This is a genomic window from Pseudochelatococcus sp. B33 (genome assembly GCF_053570585.1).
The window spans coordinates 1-25,502 of sequence record NZ_JBSEFH010000024.1; the positions used below are offsets into that span (position 1 = coordinate 1).

The window sequence follows — 25,502 nt, forward strand, 5'->3', positions numbered from 1 at the left end:
GCTGTCGCTGCCCCTGCCGGCCATTCCCGGCCCGCCGTCGCTGCCTTCGCCGCCGTCGCTCCCCGCGCTGCCGGCGCTGCCGCCCTGTCCGATCGATTGAAAGGAGAAGCCCATTGAAAGGAGAAGCCCATGGCACTCGATAAGGCCGGCCTGGCCGCGGCTCTCAAGACCGCCTTCGCCCAGGGAATGGACGATCCGGACTGGACACAGGACGACGCGGCGCAGGCGCTCGCCGATGCGATCGACGCTTTCGTGCGCACCGCTTCCGTCACCGGCATCACCACCATCGTCACCGACGCCGGGGCCAATGTCATCGGCCACGGCACCCAGGACGCGCCGGGGGTCGTGACATGAGCGACATCCACGGCCCCGCCGTCCCCTTCGCCATCGACCCCGAGACCGGCGGCGTCAGGATGGTCAGCGATCGCGACAAGCTCGCGCAGAACGTCCGGCTGATCCTCGGCACGAAAATGGGCGAGCGGCCGCTCAACCGGGGCTTTGGCACGCAGCTGCGCGCGCTGGTGCAGGAGCCCAACGACGGCAGCCTCGGCGCGCTGCTGACCCGGCAGGTGCGCGAGGCGCTGGTGCAGATGGAGCCGCGGATCGTGCTGGCCGATATCGTCTTTCGCGCAGACGGACCGGGCCTGACGCTCGACCTGACGTGGTTCGCCGCCGAAAATCCGCAGCCCGAGCGGCTTTCGATCCCCCTGGGAGGCTTGTGATGACCCTCGCCCTCGACCGCCCGCAGATCGACTATACGAACAAGGATTTCGAATCCCTGCGCCGCGCACTGCTGGATTTCGCCGCGCTGCGCCTGCCGGAATGGACCGACCGCAATCCGTCGGATTTCGGCATGCTGATGGTCGACCTGTTCGCCTATATGGGCGACGTCGTCCTCTACTATCAGGATCGGCTGGCCAACGAGTCCTTCCTGCACACGGCCAGGGAGCGATCGTCGGTTCTGCGCCACTTGCGGCTGATCGGATACGAACTCGCGCCGCCCGTCCCGGCGGGCGCCGAACTGGACCTGATCTTCAACCCCGGCCTCGTGTCGGTCACCATCCCGACCGGCGCCCGTTTCCGCGCACCCAACCCTGACAACCCGCAGGTGTTCGAATATCGCGATCCGCCGCTGACCGTCTTCTTCGGCTCGGATCAGGTCGAGATGCTGGCTTCGGGACACTACCTCTATCGGGGGCTGCCGGTCGTGCAGGGCGAGAGCGTGGGCCCGGTCGTTATCGGATCGTCGAGCGGAGAGCCGAACCAGGATTTCCCGCTAGGTACCGGACCGGTTCAGGCCGAAAGCCTGCGTGTCGAGGTGAACGAGGGCGCGGGCTGGGTCAGATGGGACCGGCGCGAGAGCCTGCTCTACGATCTCGGCCCCGACGGGCGGCTCAGGCTGTCGTCGCCCGGCGACCGCGTCTATCGGGTGGATCGCGACGCCTCCGGCGCGGCCGCCGTGCGGTTCGGCGGCGACGGCCGGTTCGGCCGCCTGCCGCCCAGGGGCGCCGGCAATGTGCGCGCCACCTATTTCGCCGGCGGGGGCGCGGCGGGCAACGTTTCGCCCGGCGCCATCCGCGAGGCGCTGACGCCGGTACCCAACCTGTTCCAGGTCACCAATCCCGGCGCCGCGGTGGGCGGGGTCGACGCGCAGACGACCGCGGAAGCCGCCCGGATCGGCCCCGCCGCCTTCCGCGCCCGCGAGCGCGCCGTCACGCTGGAGGATCATGCCGCCATGGCCTTCCGCGCCGGCGGCGTCGCCAAGGCGCGGGCGCGGGCTTCGAGCTGGAACCGCATCGACCTGTTCGTCGCGCCCGCGGGTCCGGCCCTCGCGCCGGTCAGCGAAAGCCTGCGCCGCCGCCTGATCGCGTTCTTCGAGGATCGCCGCATGGCCGGGGCGGAGGTGCGCATCTTCTCCCCCCGGGCCGCCGAGATCGAGATATCGGCCGAAATCGCCTATGACCAGCGCTACCGCGCCGACGCCGTCCGGCAGGCGGCGCTCGACGCCGTGAACGGCGTGCTGGCGTACAGCCGGGTGGACTTCGGCCAGCCGGTCTATCTCGGCACCATTCACGATGCGCTGGTGCGGGTGGCGGGAGTGCGCGGCGCCTCGATCCGCCGCTTCCGCCGCCGTGGCGCGCAGGGCGATGCGGCGCTGGATGCGGCGCTGAAGGCGGCGGGGCTGCCGTCGGTCGATGCCCTGCCCGACGTGCTGCGCGCCGCCCTTGCCGGGCAGATCGAGGCGGATGGCCGGATCGAGCTCGATTTCGATGAGATCCCCGTCGCCGGGGCCGTCGAGCTGACGCTGATGGTGGCGCCATGAGATTTCTGGGCTTCACCGCAACGCCGGACCTGATGGGCAGGCGCATCCGCCTTTCCTGGTCCTACGCACTGGAGGCGGGCGAGGTTCCGGGCGGGCTGCCCGACGTGCTGATACGGCGCAAGACGCGCGACTTCGCCTTTCCGCCGCTCGCTGTGCCCGACCCCTATCTGGTCCACGACAGCGCCACCTTTCCGCCCGCGCCGGTGCCCGGCGTGCTGACCGTCACCGACCTGCCGGACCGCAGCGCGCGGTCCGGCCCGCTGGAGGGGCAAACCGAGACCGTCTCGGTCGCGCGGATTTCGTCCGGCGTGCCGCTGGAAATCCAGCGCTGGAGCCGCACGATCTGGCGCAACGGGGCGGGGCAGGCGCGCCTCGTCGAAGGCACGCTTCTGGATGCCGAGGCCCTGACCGTGGGCGAGACGTATTATTACGAGCTCGACGACGGCTCGGCGCCCGGCCCCGAGGATCTGGCGCGCTACCGTTCCGTCGTCCGGGCGGGCGAGATCTTCGGCTACAACCGCCAGCTGTGGTCCCTGCTGCCCGACGCCTATCGCGGCGCCGACCCTCAGCTTCTGCCCGCCTCCGCCCATGTCCCCGGCATCCCCGAGACCAGCCGGGCCGGCGGCCAGCTCAAGCGCTTTTCCGATACGTTCGGCATGGGCATCGATTTCCTGCGCAACGGCGCCAACGGCCTCATCGACCTGCGCGATCCCGAGCGCGCCCCGGCCGCCATGCTGGCCGCGCTCGGCCGCCAGATCGGCTGGTACGTCGCGCCCTCCGTCCCGCTCGAGCAGAGCCGGAACGAGGTCGAAACGGCGACGAGGCTTTTTGCCCTCGGCGGCACGATCCAGGCGATGCGGGCGCTGATCAACCACCAGACCGGCTGGAGCGCGCAGGCGGTGGAGATGGAGGCCGGGCTGTGGCGCAGCGGGCAGCCTGCGCGCGGGCTGCTGCGCTTTCTGCGCGAGCGCCCCGCCGCGCCGGGCGTCTTCGGCGGCGGGCTGGATGCGGCGCCGGCCTTCGCCTTTCCGCCGGGCGGGGCCGTGGGCGGCGTCGGGATGCCAGCGATCCTCACCGCCGGCGCGGCCGAGCCCTATGCGCTGGCGCCGGGCCTCGAACTGACGCTGTCCGTCAATGGCGCCGAGCCGACGCGGGTCGTCTTCGGCCCCGACGATTTCGCCGACATCGGCGCTGCCCGCGCGGTCGAGGTCGCCGCCGTCATCGATCGCCATTTCGACGACCTGACCGCTGCCGATCAGGCCGGAGCGCTCGCCCTCGCCACGCATCTCGACACGCCCGAGGCCAGCATCGTGGTCGAGACCTCCCGCGAGAGCCTGCTGGCGCTGAGCGAGACGCCGAGGGGGCGGATCTCCCCGGTCGCCGACGACGGGCGGCTGCGGCTGTTCTACGGCACGCGCGAGGAAAGGCCCGGCGCGGACCGCTCGACCAAGGTCCTGCGGCGGCTGGCGGTGAAGTCCTTCGGCTTCGGGGAATGGCGCGATGAAGTCGTGCTGCCGGCTTGGGGACCCGGCAATTGGGGGCGGCCCGGCGCCGATGAAGCCGCCGCCGCGCTCGTCGGCAGCGACTACTGGCTGGCCTTCGCGTCGGGAGAGCGGCTGGCGCTGGCGCGCGGCCGGGGCAGGCCGCCGGCGCCCGCCGAACTGGTGACAGCGCAGCCCGGCCCCTATGCGCTGACCCCCGGCCAGCAGCTGGTGCTGGTGACGCAGGCGGGGTCTGAAACCTTCACCGTCAACGCCGTCGATTACGCCGTTCCGGCCAGCGCCTCCACCATCGAACTCGCGGCGGCCATGAACGCGCAACTCGCCAACGTGTCGGCGGTGGCGCTTGCGGAGGGCGGCGTGCGGCTGTCGACGCTGGCGACGGGGGAGACCGCACGCCTCTCCATCGACCTCGCCAATTCGACGACCGCGCGGCCCCTCGGCCTGGCGCGGCGCGGGCTGGCCTCGTCGGGAACGTGGGATCCGGCGATTGACTGGCGGGCGCCCGAATCCGGCCCGCTGACCGCCGGCCCGCTGGCCTCGCCCGCCGCTGCGGCCTACAGTGGCGGCGCGCTGCTGGGCTGGGCCGAGCATCAGGACGGGGCCTGGACGATCCGGACGGCGCATTGGCGCGACGGGGCGGCGGCGGCGACGCCGCTCGGCCTCGCCGAGCGCGAGGCCGGCGCGCCCTGGGTGCTGCTGACCATGGCCGACGGGTTGCCGTCGGACGATATCCGCGCGGTGCTGACCGATGCGCGCGGCGTGCTGGCGGCAGCGACCGATGCTGGGCTGGCGCTGCGCCCTTTCGGCGGCGCCTTCGCCACCCTCGACACGGGCGGCGGCCTGCCCTCGGACGATCTGCGCGCCCTGGCCGCGACGGCGCAGGGGCTCGCGGTCGCCACCGCCGCCGGACTGGCCGAGATCGCGCCCGGCGGCGCGCCGGTGGTGACGGTCGCGGGGCCGGACGCGCTGCTGGACGACGATCTGCGCGCGCTCGCCGCGACGCCGGAAGGCGGTCTGCTGGTCGGCTCGGCCACCGGCCTGTCGGTGCGCGACCGTTTCGGCATCTGGACCCGGCATACGCCCGCCGATGGCCTGCCGCCCGGCCCCATTATCGCGGTCGCGGCCTCGGGCCCGCTGCTGCTCGCCGGCTCGGCGGGGGGGCTGTCCCTGTTCGACGGCGCGGAGTGGCGCGCGCTCGACGAGCGCCACGGCCTGCCCTCGACCGATATCCGCGCGTTGCTGACGACACCCGGCAGGATCGTCGCGGCGACGGCGGCGGGGATCGCCCATTGTCCGGCCGACCGGCTGCTGCGCCGCGCGCCGTGGCAGGCGGTCACCGCCGCCGAGGGCCTGCCGTTCGCCGATTGCCGCAGCGTCGCGCTCGGCCCCGAGGACCGGCTGATCGTCGGCGGACCTTCCGGGGTGGCGATCTCGGGACCGGACGGGCAGGGGATGTGGCAGCTGGAGCAGGCGGCCGATGGCCTGCCCGCCGCGCCGGTCGTGGGGCTCGATGGCGCGTGGTCCGCGCCGCAGGTCCTCGCCGCGCCTCCCGGCGGCGCGGTCGAGCCGCATCTGGCGCAGACGGCCGACGGATTTCTATGGTGCGCCTATGCCCGGCGCGGCGATCCGGTGGCGGGGGATCGCGACGACTGGCTGCTGGAACTGCGCCGCTTCGATCCCGCGGCCGCGCTCTGGGAGCCGCCCCAGCCCCTTGCCGCCGCGCTCGCCACGGGTTCGGCCGACCGCGAACCCTTCGTCCTGCCGCAGCCGGCCGGAGGGGCGCGCGTCTTCCTGTCCACCGACCGCAGCGGCGGGCGCGGGCTGGCCGAGATCCCGGTCGACGCGGCGGGCGTGCCTTCGGGGCCACTGGTTTCTTTCGCCGCCGATCCGGCCGAAGCGTGGGCGCCCGGCGCCGTCGCCATGGACGCCGAGGTCTGGGTTTTCCACCGCGGCGAAAGGCCCTACGCGCCCGCGCAGATCGCCTCGCTGGACACGGCGCAGGATGCCGTGCGGCCGAGCCTGCGGCTCGCCGCCGCCTCGTCGCTGGCCTCGCCCGCCGGACTGCGCACGCCGGTTCTGGCGCATCTGCCGCGCCACGCCATGCGGCATCAGCCGGGCGATCCCATGGCCTATACGCCGGACGAGCCGGACAAGGGCGGCGGTGCGCCGGAAGATCCGGTGCCGCTGCACAGCCGCCGCACCGTTGCGCTGCATCTCGCCCCGGCACCGTTCGGGCTGCCCCCGACGCAGGAGCGGATCGAGCGGCTGTTCCAGCTCCTGAACGATTTCAAGCCGATCAACACGCGTCTGCGCCTCGTGATCCGTCCGTCCCCGCTCATCGAGGTGGTCTATCCGCCCGGCGCGGATATCGGCGAAAGCTGGTCCGACAACGCTCCCTTCACCGAGGTCCTGGGCGCGATGGCCGACGGGAGCGGGGTCGTCTACCCCGGGCTCGCGGTCCTGCTGGCCCATGACACGGCCTCCCGCGTCATCGACTTCGCCGATCCGGCGACCTTCCGCCGCCGGACCTGGTTCCCGGACCTTGCCTGAGGAGTGCTCCCATGATGCCCGATTTTATCGAAACGCCTGCCGCCGGCCTGAAGGGCCTGTGGCGCGACGTGCTGCGCGACGGGGCAGGGCGCATCGTCGAGGAGGGGCCAGTGCGTGCCAACGCCATCGTCGCCGATTGCCGCCGGGCGCTGGCGTTGTTCGTCTCGGGCGCGGGCGGGCCGGGGATCGAGGGGCTGTGGTTCGGGCAAGGCGAAGCCGATTGGGACGTGAACGGCACCCCGGCGGCGACGCCGGCGCAGGCGCAACTGGTCGATCCCCATCCGTTCCTGCTGCCGGCGGCGCAGTTGCAGATCGACTTCGTGGACGAGATGGGTGCCGTCACGGCCGGTCCGACGAACCGGCTCCAGATCGTGGCGAACCTGCCCGCGGGGTCGCCGCCGTGGCCGGACGCCAACCATACGACCCTGTCGCTGCGGGAATTCGGGCTTGCCACCCATCTGGCGGCAAACCCGGCGCTGTTCAACTACGTGACCCATCCCGTCATCAACAAAGATGCCGCCAGCTCGCTCGAGCGGACCATCTGGTTGGTGTTCTAACCATTTGATTTGATGCGTTTTCCTCACGCGAACCGGTACCCATTTCGCTCGAAAACGCTGTAGGCTCGCAGGAGGCTTCCATGGCGATCATCACTCCCTCGACTTTCGATCCGCTGCACCGTTTCGTCTCCGTGCGCCTGCAGCAGGGCGTCCCCATCGTCGATGCTGACTGGAACGAGATGGACGACCTGCGGCGGTTCGAGCTGCGGTCCTATCTGAAATGGTTCGTCGGCGACGGCGTGCCCGAGGGCTCGGACGGGTTCCGTTGCGCCGCCCGGGCCGTCTTCGCGGCCAACGACTTCGACATCCTCGCCGGCGTGCCGGCACCGCCGCCCGGCACGCCCAATCTGGTGCAGGGCCTACGGCATATGGGCCGCTGCCTGGTCGAGGGCGGCGAGGCCCTGATCCACGCCGACGTGAACTTCCGCGCGCAGGACCTGCACGTGGCCGCGCCCGGCTCGGCCGCGCGGGCGGCGGCGCAGGGCGTGCCGCAGATCGACGAGATCCCGGTGCTGGATGGAACGGTGTGCCTCTATCTGGATCTCTGGGACCGGCTGGTGCGGCCCGATGAAATGCCCACGCTCGTCTTTCCCGACATTGGCACGGAAAGCTGCGCCCGGATGCGGGCCGAATGGGCTGTGCGGGCAAGGGTCGGCACCGCCGTGCCGGCCTCGGGCGACGCGGATTTCATCGCCGGCCACTCCTACTACGCGCTGACGCTGCTGGAGCGCGTCGCCGCCGATCCGGTCGTCTATCCCGGCCAGTTGACGGATCTGCGCGAGAAGCGGCTGCTGACGCCGCCGGCGCATCTGATCGAGGATCTGTTCGGCAACTCCCCCGCTGACTACCGGCGCGGGCAGGACCGGCCCGCCTTGCCGTTCCGCACCGTGCTGAACGCGCTGCTGCGGGGGGAACTGCCGGGCACGGACGACCAGGTCATCGCTCCCGATCCGGCCAATGATTTCGCCACGCGGGCGATCGTTGCGACGGACACCGATATCGTGACCGCCTTCCACTCGCTGCGCGTGGGGGGCACGCCCAAGATTTTCGTGACCTCGTGGAAGGATGCCTCGCCCGAGGATGCGGACGCGGCGCCCCTGCAGGTGACCGCGCTCGATGCGCAGACGGCCGCGCTGCTGATGCTGCCGACATTGCCCTTTCCCGCGCCGCTGCTGGCCTATTCGACGCAGAACGACATCCGTTTCCGCCGCGCCGCCGCGCTCGGCGGATTGGCCGGCGCCGCCGAAACGCCGGTCGCCGCGACCGCCGACATCGAAACCCATCCGCTCGTTCTGCTCACCGGGCAGATCGTCACCTTCCTGTGGCACCGCAACGGGCCCGGCACCGACGACAACATCCGCTATCGCCGCCGCCAGTACGACGCAACCTGGACCGAAGCCGCCGCGGTCTGGCTGGAGGCCGACACCGTCGATCTGTCGCCGCTCCAGCCCAGCACGACGCTCGCCGAGCCCTGGGCCTTCCACGCCGCCGCCGATGCCGCGGGGCGCCTCTTCGTCGCCTTCCGCACCGCCACCGACAATATCGCGGTGGCGCGGCTCACCCCCACGAGCGGCGCGGTCGAGACCTGGGCGAACCATACGATCGACAGCGGCACGTCCGATCGCGAACCCTTCGTGCTGGTCGAAGGCGCGGCGCAGGTTCATGTCTTCCTGCGTGCCGACAGCGGGATCTCCATGGCGACCCATGACGTCGCCGCCAATAGCTGGTCGGCGCCCGTGCCCGTTCCCGGCACCTCGGAAGGCGCGGCGGGATCGAACCAGCGCCCGGCGGCGCTGTTCGACGACGATGGCGGCCTGTGGCTGTTCTGGTCGAAACAGGTCGCGATCGGCCCGAAGACCGATGTCTGGTGCGTCTACCGCAACCCGAACACGCTCGCCTGGGGCGCTCCCCGGCAGGTCACCGGCTCGCCCGGGAACAACGATTTCCCTGTCGTCTTCGAGAAGGACGGAGCCTTGCGGCTTTTCTTCCGCTCCAACCGCAGCGGGAATTTCGACTTCTTCTTCAAGACAATCGCCACCCGGATATAGAGCGGTTTGCACGATCGTTGAATCAGGGTCTGCTGCGCAAACCACTATAATTCTTATAGTTTTCCGCAACTTGCGTTCAATTTGAGGATCAAATCAAACGCAAACTGCTATAGAGAGACGCACAATGCCGAACCCTATCATCTCCCCCGTCGTATGGGCCCCGGTCGTTCCGTTCACCGTCTCGGATTCACCCTACGCGGCCTTTGACATTCACATGTCGTCGCTCGACGAAAGCGCCGGCATGGTGATCCTGGCCGTTCCGGCCGGGGCAACGGTCGCCGCCATCCGCAATCCTGCGGACTGGTCGGGCGCCGGAACGCCGATCCTGTCGGGCGGGGCGTGGGTTCCGGCGACCGCTCTGGGCGACTGGAGCCTGACCGTCACCTCGGGCGCCGACGTCACCGATCCGGCGACACTGAGCATTTCCTCCTTCACGTCGGGCGCCGGCGGGCTTTTGCGCCTCGTCGTCACCGGCCTCTCGGGCGACGTCAGCGTCGAACCCGCCGGGGGGGAGCTCGCCATCGACCGCGTGCTGGCCGTGCCCACGATCCTCAACGCCCAGACCAACCCGCCTGCGCCGATCCGCGAACATACGGATGTCACGGTCTCGGCCAGCGTCAGCCACAGCGTGACGGCCAATCCGGCGCCTTCCCAGCCCTTGCCCGCGCTGCCCGCCGTCGTCTCCGCCTGGGCGCCCGATCCGGGCAACCCATTGGCCCTGCCGTCGTTCGCCTCCGCGGGGGCCTCCGGGACATTCTCCGCCCCGGCGGTCTATGAGGCCACGGGGCTGGATTTCGTGCTGACCGCGGCCCTCGATCTCGACGCGACCGGCATCATCGACGCCTCGGATCCGGCGAATACCGCGACGTTGGCCGTCGTCATCGAGCAGGCGCGCTACGGCATGGTGCTCGTGCTCGACCGCTCCGGCTCGATGGGCAGCAGCCTGGGCGGCGGGATGAGCAAATGGAACGCCTCGGTGCGGGCGGCCCATGCCTGGGCCGACCTGTTCCGCGCCTTCCGGCCCGGCGACGACCACCTTGCGGGCATCGTCACCTTCGAGAACGACAGTTGCGGGTGGACGCCGTCCGCCGCCGACGATGTCACCTTCCGCAACCCCGCCTCGGGGGCGGCGGTTCCCGGCGCGACGCCGCTGCAGCCCCTGTCCTCCACCGGCACGGTCACGACCTGGAATCTCGGGACGCCGCAGTCCTGCACGCCGATCGGCGACGGGCTGATCAAGGCCTGGGACGCGCTCGGCGCGCAACTCGTGCCCGATGACCGGGCAACCGTCGTGCTGATGACCGACGGCTATGAAAACGCGGGCTCCGTCACCATCGCGGCATCGGCCGTCGGCCCGGTGACGACCTTCGATCAGAAGCGCAAGGACGACCTGCACAAGACGGCCAACGACATCATCGGCGAGCGGCTCTTCACGCTGGCGCTCGGCACGCAGGTGGACGACGACCGGCTGAACACGCTCGGTTCCGGCTATTACCAGCAGATCACGACCTCGGTGAACGAGGTGACGCCGGCCTTCGCCGCGATGCTGGGCCACACGCTGCATGCCGAGACGCTGATGCCGCAGGCGCCGCTGGCGCCGGACCCGGATGCACCCCCCGACGCCCTCTATTACCGCGTCTCGACGGGCGAGAGACGGCTGGCCTTTCTGGCGCACTGGGAGAACGCGACCGACGCGCTGCGGATCGGCTGGCGGCCTCAGGGGTCGAGCGATCCCTTCACCCTGGTTGCAGCCGGCGGGGCCGTCAGCGAAAGCAAGCGCTCCTCCCATGGACTCACCGGCATCGACCTCGCGCAGCTCGTCGGCGAGGGGTCGCCCGCGACCGAATGGCGGCTCCAGCACGTCAATGCCGCGAACACGCCGCAGCCCATCAACCCCGACAACGCGCTGGCCATGGTCGATCTGGTCACCAAGGTCGATGTCGGCTTCGACAAGCCGCAGTATTTCATCGGCGAGCCCATCGGCCTCACCGTACGCATCGCCTCGGGCGGGGTGCCGGTAACCGGCGCGACCGTGCAGTACGACGCCGCCCGTCCGGGCGAGAGCCTTGGCACCTACCTGACCCGCAACGCGCCGATCTACAAGCGCTCGACGGCCGAGCCGTCCGGCCAGGGCATCGCGGCGCCGTCCGTGCGGGACACCGCGCCGCCGGATACCGCGCCGCCCAGGCAGGACGCCGACCCGCCCAAGGGCAAGGGGCTGATGGTGAAGGCCCTGTTCGCTGCCGACGGTGACCGCGAGAACCTGGGTTTCGTCACCGTCGCGGGCCAGCCCCTGTTCGACGACGGCGCGCACGGCGACGGCGTGGCCGACGACGGCGTCTATGGCGCCGCTTATACCGATACCGCGAAGGAGGGAACCTATACCTTCCGCTTCCGCATCGAGGGCAAGCTCGCGGACGGATCCGCGTTCTCGCGCGTCTTCGTCCGCTCGACCTGGGTCGGCGTGCGGCCCGATCCGAACCATCTCGGCGCGGTCTGGACGCTGATCTCGCCGCAGGGCGCAGAGGTGGCGCAGAGCCTGCTGACCATCACGCCGCAGACCGCGAGCGGCGAGTTCCTCGGTCCCTTCCGGGGGGACGAGATCGACTTGAAGATTTTCGGCGGCACGGCGGTCGGGCCGCTCGTGGACGGGATCGACGGCAGCTATTCCATCAAGATCAACCACCCGCCGGGGCGCGATCCGACCGTCGGCATCTCGATCTACGGGCAGGAAATGGCGCCGGCCAGTCCGGGTTCCGGCGCGGGTGGATGGATCTGCTGTTGCTGGCCGTTCTCCATTAAAAGGTGCCTGGCGTGCCTGCGGCATCTGCTCAGAAGGCTGTTCGGCAGGTGAGAGCGGGGCCGGAATCGTGCAGGGGGTGCGCCTATTCCCCCTGCTGCGGCGGGGTGGGCTTCACCCACCGCGCCATCAGCGCGAGGATCAGCGGGGCCGCCGGAAGGATGATGAAGATGCGCAGAACGTGGAAGGCGGTCACCAGCGCCACGCCCTGCTGAAGGATCTTCGCCGTCAATGCCATCTCCGTCACGCTTCCGGGGGCTGTGGCGAGCACCATGGTCTGCCACTTGATGCCGGTCGTCGCGCTGATGACGAGCGCCATCAGCACGCAAAGGGCAAGCAGGACGCCGGTCGAGACGAATATCGCCCGCGCCAGCCTGCCGCCCCGGATCAGCACGTCCCTGTCCAGCGTGCTGCCGAGCCAGACCCCGAGCAGAATCTGGGCGCCTGCAAGGACGACGGAGGGAGGTGCCGATACCGGCAGCATCATGGCCGACGCGGTCGCACTGGCCGCGAGAGGTCCGAGGAAGAACGGGCTGGTCATGCGGATCGCATGCAGGAAGAAGCCGCCGACCAGCGCAAGAACCAGAAGCAGCAGGGCACCCGGATAGTCTGTCGCGAGGCCGCCCAGGGTCCCCGTGGGATCGGCCACGTCGCCGTTCAGCGCCACCAGCAGCGGCGGAACGATCAGCACCAGCAGCACGATGCGCAGGATCTGGGCGAAGGCCACCAGGCCGGGCCGGGCTCCGTACTTGGCCGCGAGCCCCGCCATCTCGGCGGGGCCTCCGGGAATGCTGGCCAGGCTGGCGGTCATCATATCGATGCGGGCGAGCCGCATGAGGACCACCGCGGTCAGAAGCCCGGCGGCAATGGTGAGCAAGGCCACGCCCACCATCGGCACGATCTGCTGACCCACGGCGTTGACGGTCGCCGGCGTGAAGAACAGGCCGACCGACGCTGCAACAACCAGTTGGCCGATCGGCCGGGTGATCCCCGGCACGCCCGGGTTCCGGCCCAGGAGGCCCGCGAGAGCGGCGAGAACCATCGGCCCGATCATCCAGGGCAGTGGAACGCGCAGCCGCGCCGCAGCGTAGCCGCCGGCGACGGCAACGGCATAGAGAAGAGCGACGTTCAGGAGGCGGCGTGTGTCCAATGGTCTCTTATTCTGCTTCTGCGGGCCGTGCCAGTTTCAGGTTGGTATCGGCTTGCCCGCCACCTGGACTCGCTTCTTGATGCAAACTCTAAAGCAATTCCAGCAAAAGTGGGAACCGGTTTTGCGTCCGGAATTGCGTAAAAACAAAGAGATATAGAGTATTTCCCCGTTTCAGCGAAAAGGAGAAATACTCCAGTCCCTGCATATCAGATCGGCGGCTATTTGCCGAGGGCGGCGCGCACCCTGGGCATGACCTCCTCGGCCATCAGCACCATCGAGCGCTTCGCAAGCCCGCCATCCACCCAGTCCATGCCCGCATAGACGAGTTCGCCGAAGTCGCCGGTCTTCTCGTGCAGCGCCAGAATCTGGTCGACGACCTGGTTCACGGTCCCGTAGATCACGAGCTCGTCCATGATCCTGTCCAGATTCACCTCGCTGTCGGGCTGGTCCTTGTGCTCCTTCATGACGAACAGGCGCTTGCTGCGGTGGAGCTTGGCGAGGATCTGCCGGTAGTAGGCCAGATAGGGGCTGTTCGCGTCGTATCGGCCGTAGCCCGCTGCCGTCTTGTCGTCGTCCGCCACGAAGATCGTCCGCGCCACGCGCCAATCCCGGGGATCGGCGACCTCGCCGACGGAAGCCTTGCCCTCGGCATAGTTCGCCCAATGGCTCGGCAGCCATTTGGAGAGCAGGAAGTTGGCGGAAAGCGGATGGAAATTCCGTTTACCCATCGCGACCACGCCCTGGGAAAACGGCGCCAGGACCGTCCCCACGATCTCGGGATGGGGGGACTGGTAGGGTTTCGCGAGCTGACCGATGCCGAGCTCGGGCGCACTCGTCCGCGCCGTGGAGATCTTGAAGCGATTGTCGGGCAGATCGATGTCGTAGGGAGCGTCGCGCTTCCAGATCTCGAGGATGACGTCGATCGCCTCCACGAAGATCTTGTTGCGATCCTCATCGAGGATGCCGAGGGCCTCCGCGTCCGATGTCAGCGCGCCCGGACTGATGCCGAAGACGAACCGGCCCTCGGCGAGATGATCCAGCATCGCCGCGTGGGAGGCGATCAGGACGGGATGAGACTGGGAGAGATTCGACGTTCCGGTCGCCAGCTTGATCGTCTTCGTATCGCTGACGAGCGTGGCCAGGAACAGCATGCTGCTCGTGATCGTTTCCGATCTGTCGGTCAGATGTTCGCCGATGAAGGCATCGTAGAAGCCCAGCTTGTCCGCAAGTATGACGGTTTCGCGATCCTCCTTCAGAGTCTCGGTCCAATTCCTGTGCATTCCATGGACCGGCATGGTAAAATATCCAAGTCTCATCATTGTCTCCGAAAAAAGATAGTTGCATTCCCACGCCGTCGCCCGCGGAAGTTCTCTTCCCCGTGACCTTATTCTCTGGCGACTTGCTCATCGCTGATGGTTTGATAGTCGCATCGACCTGGATGCGGTTGAATATCCGATGTCAGAAAAACCTTGTTTACTTGATGTCCGAAATCATTCCAGAGCATTTCCGCCTATCTTCGAATCGCGAAAATTCTCCAAGTTTTTGGTTTGACGCGTTTTCTTTACGCGAAGCGGTATCCACTGCGCTCGAAAACACTCTCTGCACCGACATGCGCCCTGTTTGCTTTGCGGGTGCCATTGTCGTGGAATGAAAACTGTATCGAAACTCAGTCCTGTAGCGTCTTTAGAGCATGTCATCGTTTCGCGGAAATGCTGACATGCTCTAACTCTTTTTGAGCGAATTCTTATCGATCAAATGATTCCATTTGACCGGAATGCTCTCTGAATAAGGATCCAATCATCGATAAATATTTTGGCGTCATGGATTGGTTGAAAAATCCATGACGTAGTGATTGTTCCGGATATCGCGCAAATATCAGACGGAAGACCAGGTGCGCTGACCGAGGAAAGGCGATCCGGGCGCGTGCAGGGTTTGGGGTCCGATCGTCCAGAACGACCCCGGATCGTTCTTGCGCTGCTCCTGGAACGCCTTCCAGAGATCGGCGCGGGCCTCCGGCGACGTGAATTCATAGAGAATGCAATGCTTGCCCCAGCCGGCCACGCACATGAGCTTGCGCGTGCGCACGCAACCCGGGCTGGCGCCCAATTCCGCGAGCCGCCGCTGCGCGTACCACCGTCCGGCGTCGAAGTCCTCCTGCGGCGTGCGCATGGAAAAGTTGCCGATCCGTATCGCCGGCGCCGGCACGTCGGGCAAGCCGGGCGGCGGCGCTTCGGGGCCGTCGACGCTCGCCTCCTCGAGCAGCACCGCATGACGCAGGTTGATGCGCTTCGCCAGCATGGCCGCGCCGCCGGGGGTGGGCGCCTCGTTGCCGTCGAGCACGAGGGGATTCAGGAATACATGCGGTGAATCGGCGCCGATCAGCACGAGGTACTCGCTTGCCGATCCGATCCCCTCCTTGGCGGGGTCGACCACCGTTTCGCCGAACACGCCCGTCTCGATCCCCGCGCCCGACCGCGATGCGTAGCGCGCCACCCAGTTGTATCTGGGGTCTGCGGCGAGAGCGGGCAGATATTCCTCCTGCTCCCATTTGATGAAGGCGTCACGATCGGCGTCGGCCACGTCGTACCAGGTTGCCCAGATGCCTCGACTCATTGTTTGCGTATCCTCATCGATGGTGCGGCGCGCCTATCCCGCGCCGATTGCGGCCGCCAGGCGGAGGCCCGGCAGCCGATGGGCCTGTTGCCGTCAGGTCGGCTCGATGTCAGTTGACGGTGATATTGGCTTCCTTGATGATGCGCTCCCACTTGTCCCTCTCGCGACGGACGAGGTCCTCGAGGCCCTCGGGTGTGGAGCCGATCGCCTCGACGCCGCGCTCGTTGAGGAATGCCACGGTCTCCGGCATGCGGATGATCTCGCGCAGCGTGTTGCCGAGCTTGTCGACGATCGGCTTCGGCGTCTTGCCGTTGACGTAGATGCCATGCCAGATGACCAGCTCGACGCCCGGCAGGGTCTCGCTCAGCGCGGGCAGTTCGGGCATCCCCTGCCAGCGTCCCGGCGTGCTGACCGCCACCGGCACGAGCGCCCCGGACCTCACGTGCGGCAGAACGGAGGGCGCGCCGTCGAGCGCGATGTCGATATGTCCCCCGAGCAGGGCGTTCATGGTGTCGCCGCTGCTCTTGAACGGGACATGCGTCATCTTGAGGCCGGCTTCCGAAAGCAGGAGCTCCATCGCCAGATGGTTCGTCGCGCCGACCCCCGACGAGCCGTAGCTGAACTTGTCGGGATTGTCCCTGATCTCCTGCAACACGCTGGCGAGATCCCTGGCGGCGAACTTCTCGGGATTGATGACCAGCAGATTCACCTGCTGGTTCGTCTGCGTCACGGCGGCTAGGTCGTCCACCGTATAGGGCATGTCGTTGCGCAGCAGCGGCGCGATGGCCACGGCGGCGTTGGTGGTGATCACCATCGTGTAGCCGTCCGGAGCGGATTGGGCCGCCATGTTGGTGCCGGCGATGCTCGCCGCGCCCGGCACGTTCTCGACGACGAAGGGCTGCCCCAGCTTCTGGGACAGCTGGTTGGCGAGGTAGCGCGCAATGCCGTCCGACGTGCCCCCGGCGCTGGCCGACACGACGAACTTGACCGGCTGCTTCGGCCAGTCGGCATCCTGCGCGGCGGAGGCGGCAAGGCTCCCCATCCAGAACGTCGTCGCCAGTGCAATTCCTGCTATCAGTTTCTGCATTCTTGTTTCCTCCCTGCAGATTTCAGCACCCAGGGTCGCTGGGATATCGACACGCCTGCCGGATACGAACGCCCGGAGCGTGTGATTGCGGCCCGCCCATTGTCGCGCCACTTTAGGGAGATGCACAGATCGAGGTTATCCGGCGGCGAGGAAATTTATCTTTTCCGTTTGGGCCGAAATTTGCCGGCCGCGGTCTCCCGCACCTGAGCCAGAAAGTCCAATCAGGAAAAGCACCATTTCCCAAAGAGAACTATCTTTGCGGGCGCCATCGGATAGATCGTGGCAGAATTCGTGATCCGGCGGGCATGCCGTCTGCGGGCGGAGTGCCTCCAAGGATAATATCGATCGAAGCGGGAGGAAGGTACCTTGAATCTCTTACTGGCCAGGAGACATCTCGTCGCGGGGCTTTTGTTCGCCCTGATGGGCGGAAGCGTCTCCTTAATGTCTCTCAACTACAGGATGGGAACGCTGCGGGACATGGGCCCCGGGTTCCTGCCGTTCTGGCTGGGGCTGATTCTCGCCGCCCTCGGCCTCGTTGCCGCGGCGCAGTCCCTGTATGCGGCCATGGATGAGACCCGGTTGCGCATAGAACCCAAGCAACTGCTGTTCGTCATCGGCTCCGTACTCTGCTTTGCCGTCCTGCTCCGGCCTCTCGGGCTGATCGTTTCCGTCGTCGTCATGACCCTCGTGGCGAGCTTCGCCAGCACGGAGTTCAATCTGAGGGAGCGGATCGTCACCGCCGTGGCGCTCGCGGCCCTCGCCTATGTCATCTTCGTCTACACGCTCGGCCTGCCGCTCCAGTGGGCGCCGGAAGCGTTGCTGCGGTGGGGGCGCTGACATGGAACTTCTCTCGCATCTGGCGCAGGGCGCCGGCGTGGCGTTCACATTGCAGAACCTCGCCTACGCTTTCATAGGCTGTCTGCTGGGAACGTTGATCGGCATCCTTCCGGGGCTCGGCCCGCTCGCGACGATAGCGATTCTGCTACCCTTCACTTACGGTCTCGATCCGATAGCCGCGCTCATCATGCTCGCGGGCATCTACTACGGCTCCCAGTACGGCGGATCGACGACCGCGATCCTGCTGAACCTGCCGGGCGAGACATCCTCCGTGGTGACGGTGATCGACGGCCACAAGATGGCCCAGAAGGGCCGCGCCGGAACGGCGCTCGCGACCGCCGCGATCGGCTCGTTCTTCGCCGGATGCGTGGGAACGCTGGTGCTCGCGGCCTTCGCCATCCCGCTCACCAAGGTCGCCCTGTCCTTCGGGCCGGCCGAGTATTTCTCGCTCCTCGTGCTCGGCCTCGTCGGCGCGGTCGTCCTGACGCCGAGTTCGCTCGTGCTGTCGCTGGGGATGCTGGTCATCGGCGTCCTTTTCGGCATGGTCGGCACGGACGTGAATTCCGGCGTGACCCGCTTCACGTTCGGCATTCCCGACCTGTGGAACGGCATCGATTTCGTCGTCGTCGCGGTCGGCATCTTCGCGGCGGCGGAGATCGTTTCCAATCTCGTCCAGCCCGAGGGCGCGAGGGCCGTCACCTCGAAGGTGTCGAACCTCTGGCCGACACGTGAGGAGTTCCGGCGCATGACGCCGTCGATCTTCCGGGGCACGGCGCTGGGAAGCGTGGTGGGCATTCTTCCGGGCGCGGGCGCCGCGCTGGCGTCCTTCATGGCCTACACCGTCGAGCGCAAATTCTCGCGCAATGCCAATGAAATCGGCAAAGGCGCGCTGGAAGGCGTCGCGGGCCCGGAGTCGGCGAACAATGCGGCCGCGCAGACGGCCTTCATTCCGACGCTCACGCTGGGCATTCCGGGCACGGGAAGCATGGCGATGCTGCTCGGCGCGATGATGATCCACAACATCCAGCCGGGTCCCCAGGTCATGACCAGCAACCCCGACCTGTTCTGGGGCCTGATCGTATCGATGTGGATCGGCAATCTCATGCTGGTCATCCTCAACCTGCCCCTGATCGGCATCTGGGTGCGGCTGCTGACGGTGCCGTACAGGATGCTCTTTCCCGCCATCCTCATGTTCTGCTGCGTCGGCGTCTATTCGGTCCAGTCCTCGACTTTCGACGTCATCCTCGTCGCCATATTCGGTGTCGCCGGCTATGTCTTCCGCAAGCTCGAGTGCGATCCGCTGCCGCTGATGCTCGGTTTCGTGCTGGGCCCGATGCTGGAGGAGCATTTCCGGCGCGCGATGATCCTGTCGAGGGGCGACATGATGTTCTTCATCGAGCGTCCGGTGTCGGCCGTCATGCTGGGGCTGGCGGCGTTCATGCTGCTGCTCGTCAGTTCCTCCTATATCCGGGAACAGCGCCGCGAGAAGCTGGTCCTCGAGGAATAGGGGGCAGTCCCCCGGCATGTCGCGATACGAAAGAAGCGGCCGCCCATCCGGCGGCCGCTTCTTTTTCAGTATTTAAGGTCAGTACCTTCCGGTCTCGATGCCGCGGATCAGTGCCCGTGCGCGTAGTTCCCGAAATTGCCGCGGAAGAAGACCAGCGGGTCGCCGTCGAGGCGCCGGCACGAAACCACCTCGCCGATGACGATGTCATGATCGCCGCCGGGATGGATGTCCCTCACGACGCATTCGAAGGTCGACAGGGCGTCGCGCAGCAAAGGCAGCCTGCGGTGGCTGACCTCGACGTCCAGCCCGTCGAACCGGTCCGCCATGCTGCCCGCGTTGCCGACGAACCGGGAGGCGAGATCCTTCTGGGCGTTGCTCAACAGGCTGATGGCGAAATGACCCGAGGCCCTGACTGCTCTGCCCGTGGCGCTGCCCCGGCGCGGGCAGATGAGCAGCAGGCACGGGACGAGCGAGACCGAGGTGAGCGAGTTCATCGTCATGCCATACCAGATGCCCTGATCGACGGTCGTCACGACCGCCACGCCGGTGGCGAAGGCTCCCATCGCCATGCGAAATTCCGCCGGGTCGATCCGTCCTTCAGTCGGTGAATGAACAAGCTGGTTCATGGCGATCCTCTTGGCGATCCTCTTGCCTGCAAATGCTGACCGCAAGATAGGTGCCGTCCACTCATGTTGAAAATGTCCTAAATATGAAATACATTATTTCTCTTTGGGAAAGGAGATGTCGTGAACAAGTTCATGGCCCTGATCATATTCACGAAGGTGGCGGAGAGCGGCGGATTCACGGCGGCGGCCCGCAAGCTGGGCATGTCCGTGTCCGCGGTGACCAAGGCGATCGCCAGGCTGGAGGATGATCTCGGAACGCAGCTCTTCCACCGCACCACCCGCCAGCTTTCCACGACCGATTACGGCCAGGAGTTCTATGAGCGCAGCGTCCAGATCCTCGCCGATCTGGAGGACGCCGAAACCCAGCTTCGCAACCGCAATGCGACGGCGCGGGGGCGCGTGCGCGTCGTCGTTCCGATCTCGTTCGGACGCGTGACGCTGGTTCCGGAACTGCCCCGGTTCTTTGCGCGCTATCCGGACATCGAGCTCGATATCTCTTTCAGCGACAGTCCCGTCGACCTGATCGCGGAAGGTTTCGACGTGGCGGTCCGAACCGGGCATGTCAGCGATTCCCGGCTCACCATCCGCCTGCTGACGCGCGGCCCGCAACTGGTGGTGGCCTCTCCCGACTATATCGCGCGACACGGCGTGCCGCGGACGCCGGAAGACCTGCAGGAGCACAATTGTCTCGTCGGCCGCTTCGGGCCGGATTGGGAGTTCCGCGATCTCGACGGCCGCATCAAGACGGTCCGGGTCAAGGGCAATGCCGTCATCAACAGCGGCGACGCCCTGCGCGAGGCCGCGGTCACGGGACTTGGCATCATGCAGGGCACGCTGTGGCTTGTGCGCAAGGATCTCGGCCGGGGCAGGCTGGTGCCGCTCCTCTCCGAATACTGCGTCGACGGCGTGCCGATTTCCGTGCTCTATCTCGGCAAGAAGCATCTGCCGCGGAAGGTGCGGATCTTCATCGACTTCCTCATCTCGCTCGCCAAGAACGAGGAGCTGCCGTCCCTCCCGGCTCCCGCTCTCCAGCCGGCCGAGTAGCGGGCTGGCGTCCGCTCATTCCCTGCCATGGATGAAGGCGGTGACCGCCGCCGTGAAGCCGGCCGGATTCTCGATGACCGAGATGTGGCCGGTATCGGGCAGCTCGACGTAGCGCGAGTTCGGTGTCTGCTGCTGGTGGGCGCGGACGACGGCCGCGGGCGCGCCGCTGTCCTTCTCGCCCGTGAGGTAGAGCGCCCGGACGCTGTTCTCCTGGAGACGGCGCTCGTAGTCCAGGCCCTTCAAGGCCTCGGCGCTGGCGCAATAGCCCTCGGGCGGGGTCGCGAGCACCATCTCCCGGATCGCCCGCAGGGCTTCAGGAGCCCGGGCCGGGAATTCGGGCGTGAACCAGCGGCTGACGGTCGCGTCGGCGATGGCCTCCATCCCGCCGTGGCGAACCCGCTCGACACGCTCGTCCCAGTTCTTCCGGTATTCGGGCGTCGCCGCCGCCCGTGCATTGCAGAATGCGACGCTCTCCAGGCGCTCGCGATGATCCAGCGCCAGCCCCATGCCCACCATGCCCCCCAGAGAGAGGCCGACGAAATGGACCGTGGGAATGCCGAGCGCGTCCAGGAGCGCGACGGCATCGGCCGCGAGGTCCGACAGGGTGAAGGAACCGGATCCGACCGGCGAGCCGCCATGGCCGCGGCTGTCGTAGCGCAGCACGCGATAATCTTCCGCCACTGCCGCGGCGAAGCCGTCCCACAGGCGCAGGTCCAGCGCGACGCCGTGCGCGAGCATGATGCAGGGAGCCTGCTGCGGCCCTTCGAGCCGATAGTTGATGGCGCGGCCGTCGGAGAGAGTTGCCTTCATGACCGCTGCTCCCCGCTATCCGCCCGCCGTTCTTCCCGCCTCCAGGGGATGTCGGCGTCCGCGGGCACCTCCACCTCGTGGGCGTTGATGGTGAGCGCGAGGAGGGAGTAGTAGCCGACGAGGCCGACCAGATCGGTCGTTCCGCGAACGCCGAGAAGGTGCTGCGCGCGGCTGTATTGCGCGTCGGACACCCTGCCGGTGCGCAGGAGCCGGGAGCAGAAATCCGCCACGATCACCTCCGCCTCGCTCGGCCATTCCGGTTCGCCGTCGGTGCCGAGCGCATCGATCGCCGCTTTCGGCAGCCCCTGTTTCTCGGCGATGGGCGCGTGGGCGAACCACTCGTAGTCCGCCTGCCAGTGGCGGGCGACGACCAGGATCGCCAGTTCGCGCAGCCGCTGCGGAACCGCGCACTCGAAGCGCACATAGACCCCGAGCTGCTCCACGCGCGCCGCGAGCTCGGGACTGTGAAGCAGCGCCAGGAACGGCCCGCGCACGCCTCCGCGCGCGCCTCCGGCGATGCGGTCGTGGACAGCCTTCTGCGCGGCATCCATCGCGTTGGTGTCGAGTGGGGGAAGTCGCATGGAAACCTCATCCGTTAAAGCAATTCCAGCAAAGGCGGGAACCGGTTTGCGTCCGGAACTGCGTAAAAACAAAGAGACAGAGCATTTCTCCGTTTCAACGAACAGGAGAAATGCTCTAGCCGGGCTGCCGGTCAGCGCCGAATCTACTTTTCCCATGGATCGAGGCGGGACAACCTCCATTCTGGGAAATTCATCTTTCTCCCGGAATTCATCTTTCTCCTGGAGAGGAAAACGCTGGAGCGGAAACCGCCTCGGCGCAAAGGAGAATTTCCAAAACGGACCATATCGCGGCCCTGCCGCAGGCTGTAGGCTGGCTCTTCTTACGGAGTCCGATCCTCAGAATGTCAGTCAACTCAGCCACACGTTTCGTTGCCGATGCGGGAGGGGTCGGCGCCTGCTGCTGTCCCGCCTGCACGCCGTCCGCCACCGGGCCGGGCCGGCGCCTCGCTTCCCTGCCGGCCGCCGATCCGCCGGCGCCCGCCGGGCCGTCCGCGTCGCGCGCCGCGCTTCCCGTTCCGGAATGGGTGAGCCGCCACAATGCGGGCGGCGAGGAGGGGCGGCTGCTGATATCGGGCGCCTGCATCGTCTCCATGGACCCGGCGGTCGGGGATCTGGCCAGGGGCGACATCCTGATCGAGGGCAGCAGGATAGCTGCCGTCGCTCCCGTCATCGATGCCGATTGCGAGACGGTCGATGCGCGGGGAATGATTGCCTGCCCCGGCTTCATCGACACGCATCGGCATTGCTGGCAGAACGTCTTCCGGCGCTTTGCCCCCAACATCCTGTGGCAGACCTATCGGACCACCTCCGACCGGGCGGCCGCCGTCTACCGGCCGGACGACGTGCTGATCGGCAATCTGCTGACCTGTCTCGGAGCGATCGACAGCGGCGTGACCACGCTGCTCGACTGGTCGCACATCTCCAATTCGCCGGACCACTCGGAGGCCGCGATCGAGGGGCTGCGGCGCTCCGGCATCCGCGCGGTCTACGGCTACGGCCAGTCGCGGTGCAATCATCCGGACAGCCTCTACCCCGAGGATATCAGGCGGCTGCGGCGCGATGTGCTCACGGCGGACGACGCGCTGGTGACGCTTTGTCTGGCTGCGGACATCGACCGCTACCAGCACTGGCCCATTGCCCGCGATCTCGGCCTGCGGATAACTGCGCACGCGGCCCGCCGCCCGGAGCTGATGGCGGAAATCAGCCGCCAGGGCCTGATGGGCGACGACGTGACCTACATCCACTGCACCGATCTCGACGATCTCGCATGGAATCACATCCGGGACAGCGGCGGCACGCTGTCGCTCGCCACCATATCCGTGGCGCAGCTTGGTGTGGCGGGCGGCGTCCCGCCGATCCAGCGCGCGCTGGATCTCGGCCTCAAGCCCAGCCTGAGCATCGACGTGGAGGTGTCGCTTCCCGGCGACATGTTCAGCCAGATGCGGGCCATGCTCGTGCTGCAGCGGTCCGCCGCCAACGAGCGCAGGATGCGTGGCGACGGCGCGGACGTGCCGCTCCTGAGCGTGCGCGACGTGCTCGGCTTCGCCACCGTGGAAGGCGCACGCGCGCTTGGCATGCTGCACAGGATCGGGACGCTTGCGCCCGGCAAGCAGGCGGACCTCGTCCTGATCGAGGCCGATGCGATCAACACCCTGCCGCTCAACAACGCCGTCGGGACGATCGTCTCCGGCGCCGACGGCAGGAACATCGGGGCGGTCATGATCGCCGGCCGGCTGGTCAAATGGGGCAGCCGCCTCGTCGATGTCGACGTCGCGCATGTGCGGCGTCTCGCCGAGGCCGCACGCGACCGGGTCATCGAACAGTCCGGGCTAGACGCGCCCCTGTTCGACGACGGCTACTGAACGGGGAGGGAGGAGGACGATGATGAACGGACATCTGTGCAGCGGTCCGGCCTGCGGATGCCAGGCCAGCGACGGCCGGCAATCCTTTCTGGACGGGGTGTTCTCAGGCATCGTCGACGCCGCCGCGCCGGAGCCGGTGCTGTCGGAAACCGCGCTCGCGGCGGATTTCGCCCGTCGACCGGGGAAGGCGGACGCAGCGCGCAGGATCCTGTTGAAGGGCGGCACGATCATCAGCATGGATCCGGCCGTCGGCGATTTCGCCTGCGGCGACCTTCTCATCGAAGGCAGCAAGATCGCCGCCGTCGCACCCCGCATCGATGCGGACGCCACGGTCATCGACGCCTCGGAGATGATCGTCATTCCGGGCTTCTGCGATCCGCACATCCACGCCTGGCAGGGCAACCTGCCGCGCATCATCCCGAACCATGCGAGCACCGCCGAGGACGAGAAGAAGGGCACTGTCGACCCCGCGACGCGAACCCGGAATTACCGCTGGGTCTTCCACCATACGTTCGGGCCGGCCTACCGCCCCGAAGACACCTATATCGGCACGCTCATGTCGCTGTTGTCGGCCATCAACGGCGGCATAACGACGGTCTGCGACAATGCTCATAATTCGCGCACCGCGACCCATTCGGACGCGTCGATCCAGGCGCTGATGGATTCGGGCGTCCGCGGCATCCACGCCTTCGGGCGGCCGCGCTTCGGTTCCTGGGACGGTCAGTTCCCGCAGGACGCCTACCGGCTGCGCAGCCGGTACTTCTCCTCCGACGACCAGCTGACATCCCTGCGCCTCTTCATGCTCGGACGCGATCCCGAGGAGGAGCTCCGGCAGATCCTCGAAGTCCGCCGCGATCTCGACTGCTGGATCACCTTCGACAGCGGCATCGGGATCCACCCGCTGGTGGAACTCTACGAGAGCGGCGAACTCGACGGCCGGGAAACGATCAATCACGGCACGTTCATATCCCGTGAGAAGATGGCGGCCGTCGTGGCCCACGGCGCCACCGTCAACGTATGTCCGCGCATCGAGACGCAGTTCCGTTTTGGCGACGTGCCCTATCAGGCCTGGATCGAGGCGGGCCTCAAGCCGGCGATCAGCAACGACGATCCGGCGACCTACGCCATAGACACGTTTCACGAGATGCAGACGCTCTACGCGTTCCAGCGCGCGAAGGCCCACAGGGACGCGCTCCGCGGCGACGGGGCGTCGCTGCACTACGCGACCTTGCGCGACATGCTGGAGGCCGCGACGATCCGCGGTGCGCAGAATTGCGCGCTCGACCACAAGGTCGGCTCGCTGACGCCGGGCAAGCAGGCCGACATCGTCATGATCAATACCGACGACATCCACCTCTTCCCCCGCCACAACGCGATCTGCACGGTCGTGGAAGGCGCCAACGTCAATTCCGTCGACACGGTGTTCATCGACGGCCGCATCCGAAAATGGCGCGGAAAGCTGGTCAACGTCGATTTCCGGCGGCTGCGCGCGGCTGCGGAGGCCTCGCGCGATTATCTCTTCGAGAAAACGCAGTGGCCGCTGCCTGCCATCGACCTGACGGACTGAGGGCGAGGAGGGCGCCTTTCGGGCCCCCCTGAGGCCGG

At 67.5% G+C, this 25,502-nt stretch carries 20 protein-coding genes; 13 read left to right on the top strand and 7 right to left on the bottom strand.

Annotated features, from left to right (window positions below; translation table 11 throughout):
• Nucleotides 1-129: 129 nt before the first annotated feature.
• From ACUSIJ_RS22650 to ACUSIJ_RS22680, 7 genes are all read left to right on the top strand, one after another.
• Nucleotides 130-354, top strand: a complete 225-nt coding sequence (locus ACUSIJ_RS22650; protein ID WP_449310693.1) for a hypothetical protein — start codon at nt 130-132, stop codon at nt 352-354.
• Entirely contained in the window at nt 351-722 is a 372-nt protein-coding gene (locus tag ACUSIJ_RS22655) for a GPW/gp25 family protein (protein ID WP_449310694.1), read from the top strand. Before ACUSIJ_RS22650 ends, ACUSIJ_RS22655 begins: the two co-directional genes overlap by 4 nt.
• Nucleotides 722-2,323 carry a baseplate J/gp47 family protein gene (locus tag ACUSIJ_RS22660; protein WP_449310695.1) on the top strand — a complete coding sequence of 534 codons (1,602 nt, stop codon included), beginning with the start codon at nt 722-724 and terminating at the stop codon, nt 2,321-2,323. The genes ACUSIJ_RS22655 and ACUSIJ_RS22660 overlap by 1 nt, the downstream gene beginning before the upstream one ends.
• Nucleotides 2,320-6,375, top strand: coding sequence for a hypothetical protein (locus ACUSIJ_RS22665; RefSeq protein ID WP_449310696.1), 4,056 nt, complete (start codon nt 2,320-2,322; stop codon nt 6,373-6,375). The genes ACUSIJ_RS22660 and ACUSIJ_RS22665 overlap by 4 nt, the downstream gene beginning before the upstream one ends.
• Before the next feature lie 11 nt (nt 6,376-6,386).
• Nucleotides 6,387-6,932 carry a hypothetical protein gene (locus ACUSIJ_RS22670; protein ID WP_449310697.1) on the top strand — a complete coding sequence of 182 codons (546 nt, stop codon included), beginning with the start codon at nt 6,387-6,389 and terminating at the stop codon, nt 6,930-6,932.
• Between the two features lie 80 nt (nt 6,933-7,012).
• Complete coding sequence (locus tag ACUSIJ_RS22675; protein WP_449310698.1) at nt 7,013-8,980, top strand: hypothetical protein; 1,968 nt, start codon at nt 7,013-7,015, stop codon at nt 8,978-8,980.
• A 124-nt stretch (nt 8,981-9,104) separates the two neighbouring features.
• Nucleotides 9,105-11,834: a choice-of-anchor X domain-containing protein gene (locus ACUSIJ_RS22680; protein ID WP_449310699.1), complete on the top strand. Its 2,730-nt coding sequence runs from the start codon at nt 9,105-9,107 to the stop codon at nt 11,832-11,834.
• Nucleotides 11,835-11,865: 31 nt separating this feature from the next.
• On the opposite strand, the gene ACUSIJ_RS22685 is transcribed toward ACUSIJ_RS22680, so the two are convergent.
• On the bottom strand, nt 11,866-12,930 hold the full coding sequence (locus ACUSIJ_RS22685) for an AbrB family transcriptional regulator (protein ID WP_449310700.1): 1,065 nt from the start codon (nt 12,928-12,930) through the stop codon (nt 11,866-11,868).
• Between the two features lie 218 nt (nt 12,931-13,148).
• Entirely contained in the window at nt 13,149-14,249 is a 1,101-nt protein-coding gene (locus ACUSIJ_RS22690; protein ID WP_449310701.1) for an LLM class flavin-dependent oxidoreductase, read from the bottom strand.
• A gap of 59 nt (nt 14,250-14,308) precedes the next feature.
• Here ACUSIJ_RS22690 and ACUSIJ_RS22695 point away from each other — a divergent pair, with 59 nt between their 5' ends.
• Nucleotides 14,309-14,581: a hypothetical protein gene (locus ACUSIJ_RS22695; protein WP_449310702.1), complete on the top strand. Its 273-nt coding sequence runs from the start codon at nt 14,309-14,311 to the stop codon at nt 14,579-14,581.
• A 224-nt stretch (nt 14,582-14,805) separates the two neighbouring features.
• On the opposite strand, the gene ACUSIJ_RS22700 is transcribed toward ACUSIJ_RS22695, so the two are convergent.
• Entirely contained in the window at nt 14,806-15,543 is a 738-nt protein-coding gene (locus ACUSIJ_RS22700) for a hypothetical protein (protein WP_449310703.1), read from the bottom strand.
• Nucleotides 15,544-15,652: 109 nt separating this feature from the next.
• Nucleotides 15,653-16,630, bottom strand: coding sequence for a Bug family tripartite tricarboxylate transporter substrate binding protein (locus tag ACUSIJ_RS22705; protein ID WP_449310704.1), 978 nt, complete (start codon nt 16,628-16,630; stop codon nt 15,653-15,655).
• Nucleotides 16,631-16,996: 366 nt separating this feature from the next.
• Here ACUSIJ_RS22705 and ACUSIJ_RS22710 point away from each other — a divergent pair, with 366 nt between their 5' ends.
• Together ACUSIJ_RS22710 and ACUSIJ_RS22715 are read left to right on the top strand one after the other, a co-directional pair.
• A complete protein-coding gene (locus ACUSIJ_RS22710) occupies nt 16,997-17,467 on the top strand; it encodes a tripartite tricarboxylate transporter TctB family protein (RefSeq protein ID WP_449310705.1) in 471 nt (156 codons plus the stop codon).
• 1 nt (nt 17,468) lies between these two features.
• Nucleotides 17,469-18,974, top strand: coding sequence for a tripartite tricarboxylate transporter permease (locus ACUSIJ_RS22715; protein ID WP_449310706.1), 1,506 nt, complete (start codon nt 17,469-17,471; stop codon nt 18,972-18,974).
• Nucleotides 18,975-19,081: 107 nt separating this feature from the next.
• On the opposite strand, the gene ACUSIJ_RS22720 is transcribed toward ACUSIJ_RS22715, so the two are convergent.
• A complete protein-coding gene (locus ACUSIJ_RS22720) occupies nt 19,082-19,600 on the bottom strand; it encodes a flavin reductase family protein (protein ID WP_449310707.1) in 519 nt (172 codons plus the stop codon).
• A 120-nt stretch (nt 19,601-19,720) separates the two neighbouring features.
• Between ACUSIJ_RS22720 and ACUSIJ_RS22725 the strand changes: the two genes are divergently transcribed.
• Entirely contained in the window at nt 19,721-20,644 is a 924-nt protein-coding gene (locus tag ACUSIJ_RS22725) for a LysR family transcriptional regulator (RefSeq protein WP_449310708.1), read from the top strand.
• A gap of 15 nt (nt 20,645-20,659) precedes the next feature.
• Here the strand turns inward: ACUSIJ_RS22725 and ACUSIJ_RS22730 are convergent, their stop codons facing one another.
• Both ACUSIJ_RS22730 and ACUSIJ_RS22735 read right to left on the bottom strand, forming a co-directional pair.
• Complete coding sequence (locus ACUSIJ_RS22730; RefSeq protein ID WP_449310709.1) at nt 20,660-21,454, bottom strand: alpha/beta fold hydrolase; 795 nt, start codon at nt 21,452-21,454, stop codon at nt 20,660-20,662.
• A complete protein-coding gene (locus ACUSIJ_RS22735; protein WP_449310710.1) occupies nt 21,451-22,035 on the bottom strand; it encodes a carboxymuconolactone decarboxylase family protein in 585 nt (194 codons plus the stop codon). Before ACUSIJ_RS22735 ends, ACUSIJ_RS22730 begins: the two co-directional genes overlap by 4 nt.
• Before the next feature lie 341 nt (nt 22,036-22,376).
• Between ACUSIJ_RS22735 and ACUSIJ_RS22740 the strand changes: the two genes are divergently transcribed.
• Nucleotides 22,377-23,897 (top strand): amidohydrolase family protein, encoded by a 1,521-nt coding sequence (locus tag ACUSIJ_RS22740; RefSeq protein ID WP_449310711.1) that lies wholly within the window; start codon nt 22,377-22,379, stop codon nt 23,895-23,897.
• A gap of 19 nt (nt 23,898-23,916) precedes the next feature.
• The gene (locus ACUSIJ_RS22745; RefSeq protein WP_449310712.1) at nt 23,917-25,464 is read left to right on the top strand and encodes an amidohydrolase family protein; all 1,548 of its coding nucleotides are present in this window, start codon (nt 23,917-23,919) and stop codon (nt 25,462-25,464) included.
• Nucleotides 25,465-25,502 lie beyond the last annotated feature (38 nt).

Coding starts and splice junctions, on each gene's coding strand:
- ACUSIJ_RS22650 (WP_449310693.1), top strand. CDS start 130: ATGGCACTCGATAAGGCCGGCCTGGCCGCGGCTCTCAAGACCGCCTTC.
- ACUSIJ_RS22655 (WP_449310694.1), top strand. CDS start 351: ATGAGCGACATCCACGGCCCCGCCGTCCCCTTCGCCATCGACCCCGAG.
- ACUSIJ_RS22660 (WP_449310695.1), top strand. CDS start 722: ATGACCCTCGCCCTCGACCGCCCGCAGATCGACTATACGAACAAGGAT.
- ACUSIJ_RS22665 (WP_449310696.1), top strand. CDS start 2,320: ATGAGATTTCTGGGCTTCACCGCAACGCCGGACCTGATGGGCAGGCGC.
- ACUSIJ_RS22670 (WP_449310697.1), top strand. CDS start 6,387: ATGATGCCCGATTTTATCGAAACGCCTGCCGCCGGCCTGAAGGGCCTG.
- ACUSIJ_RS22675 (WP_449310698.1), top strand. CDS start 7,013: ATGGCGATCATCACTCCCTCGACTTTCGATCCGCTGCACCGTTTCGTC.
- ACUSIJ_RS22680 (WP_449310699.1), top strand. CDS start 9,105: ATGCCGAACCCTATCATCTCCCCCGTCGTATGGGCCCCGGTCGTTCCG.
- ACUSIJ_RS22690 (WP_449310701.1), bottom strand. CDS start 14,249: ATGATGAGACTTGGATATTTTACCATGCCGGTCCATGGAATGCACAGG.
- ACUSIJ_RS22700 (WP_449310703.1), bottom strand. CDS start 15,543: ATGAGTCGAGGCATCTGGGCAACCTGGTACGACGTGGCCGACGCCGAT.
- ACUSIJ_RS22705 (WP_449310704.1), bottom strand. CDS start 16,630: ATGCAGAAACTGATAGCAGGAATTGCACTGGCGACGACGTTCTGGATG.
- ACUSIJ_RS22715 (WP_449310706.1), top strand. CDS start 17,469: ATGGAACTTCTCTCGCATCTGGCGCAGGGCGCCGGCGTGGCGTTCACA.
- ACUSIJ_RS22720 (WP_449310707.1), bottom strand. CDS start 19,600: ATGAACCAGCTTGTTCATTCACCGACTGAAGGACGGATCGACCCGGCG.
- ACUSIJ_RS22730 (WP_449310709.1), bottom strand. CDS start 21,454: ATGAAGGCAACTCTCTCCGACGGCCGCGCCATCAACTATCGGCTCGAA.
- ACUSIJ_RS22735 (WP_449310710.1), bottom strand. CDS start 22,035: ATGCGACTTCCCCCACTCGACACCAACGCGATGGATGCCGCGCAGAAG.
- ACUSIJ_RS22740 (WP_449310711.1), top strand. CDS start 22,377: ATGTCAGTCAACTCAGCCACACGTTTCGTTGCCGATGCGGGAGGGGTC.
- ACUSIJ_RS22745 (WP_449310712.1), top strand. CDS start 23,917: ATGATGAACGGACATCTGTGCAGCGGTCCGGCCTGCGGATGCCAGGCC.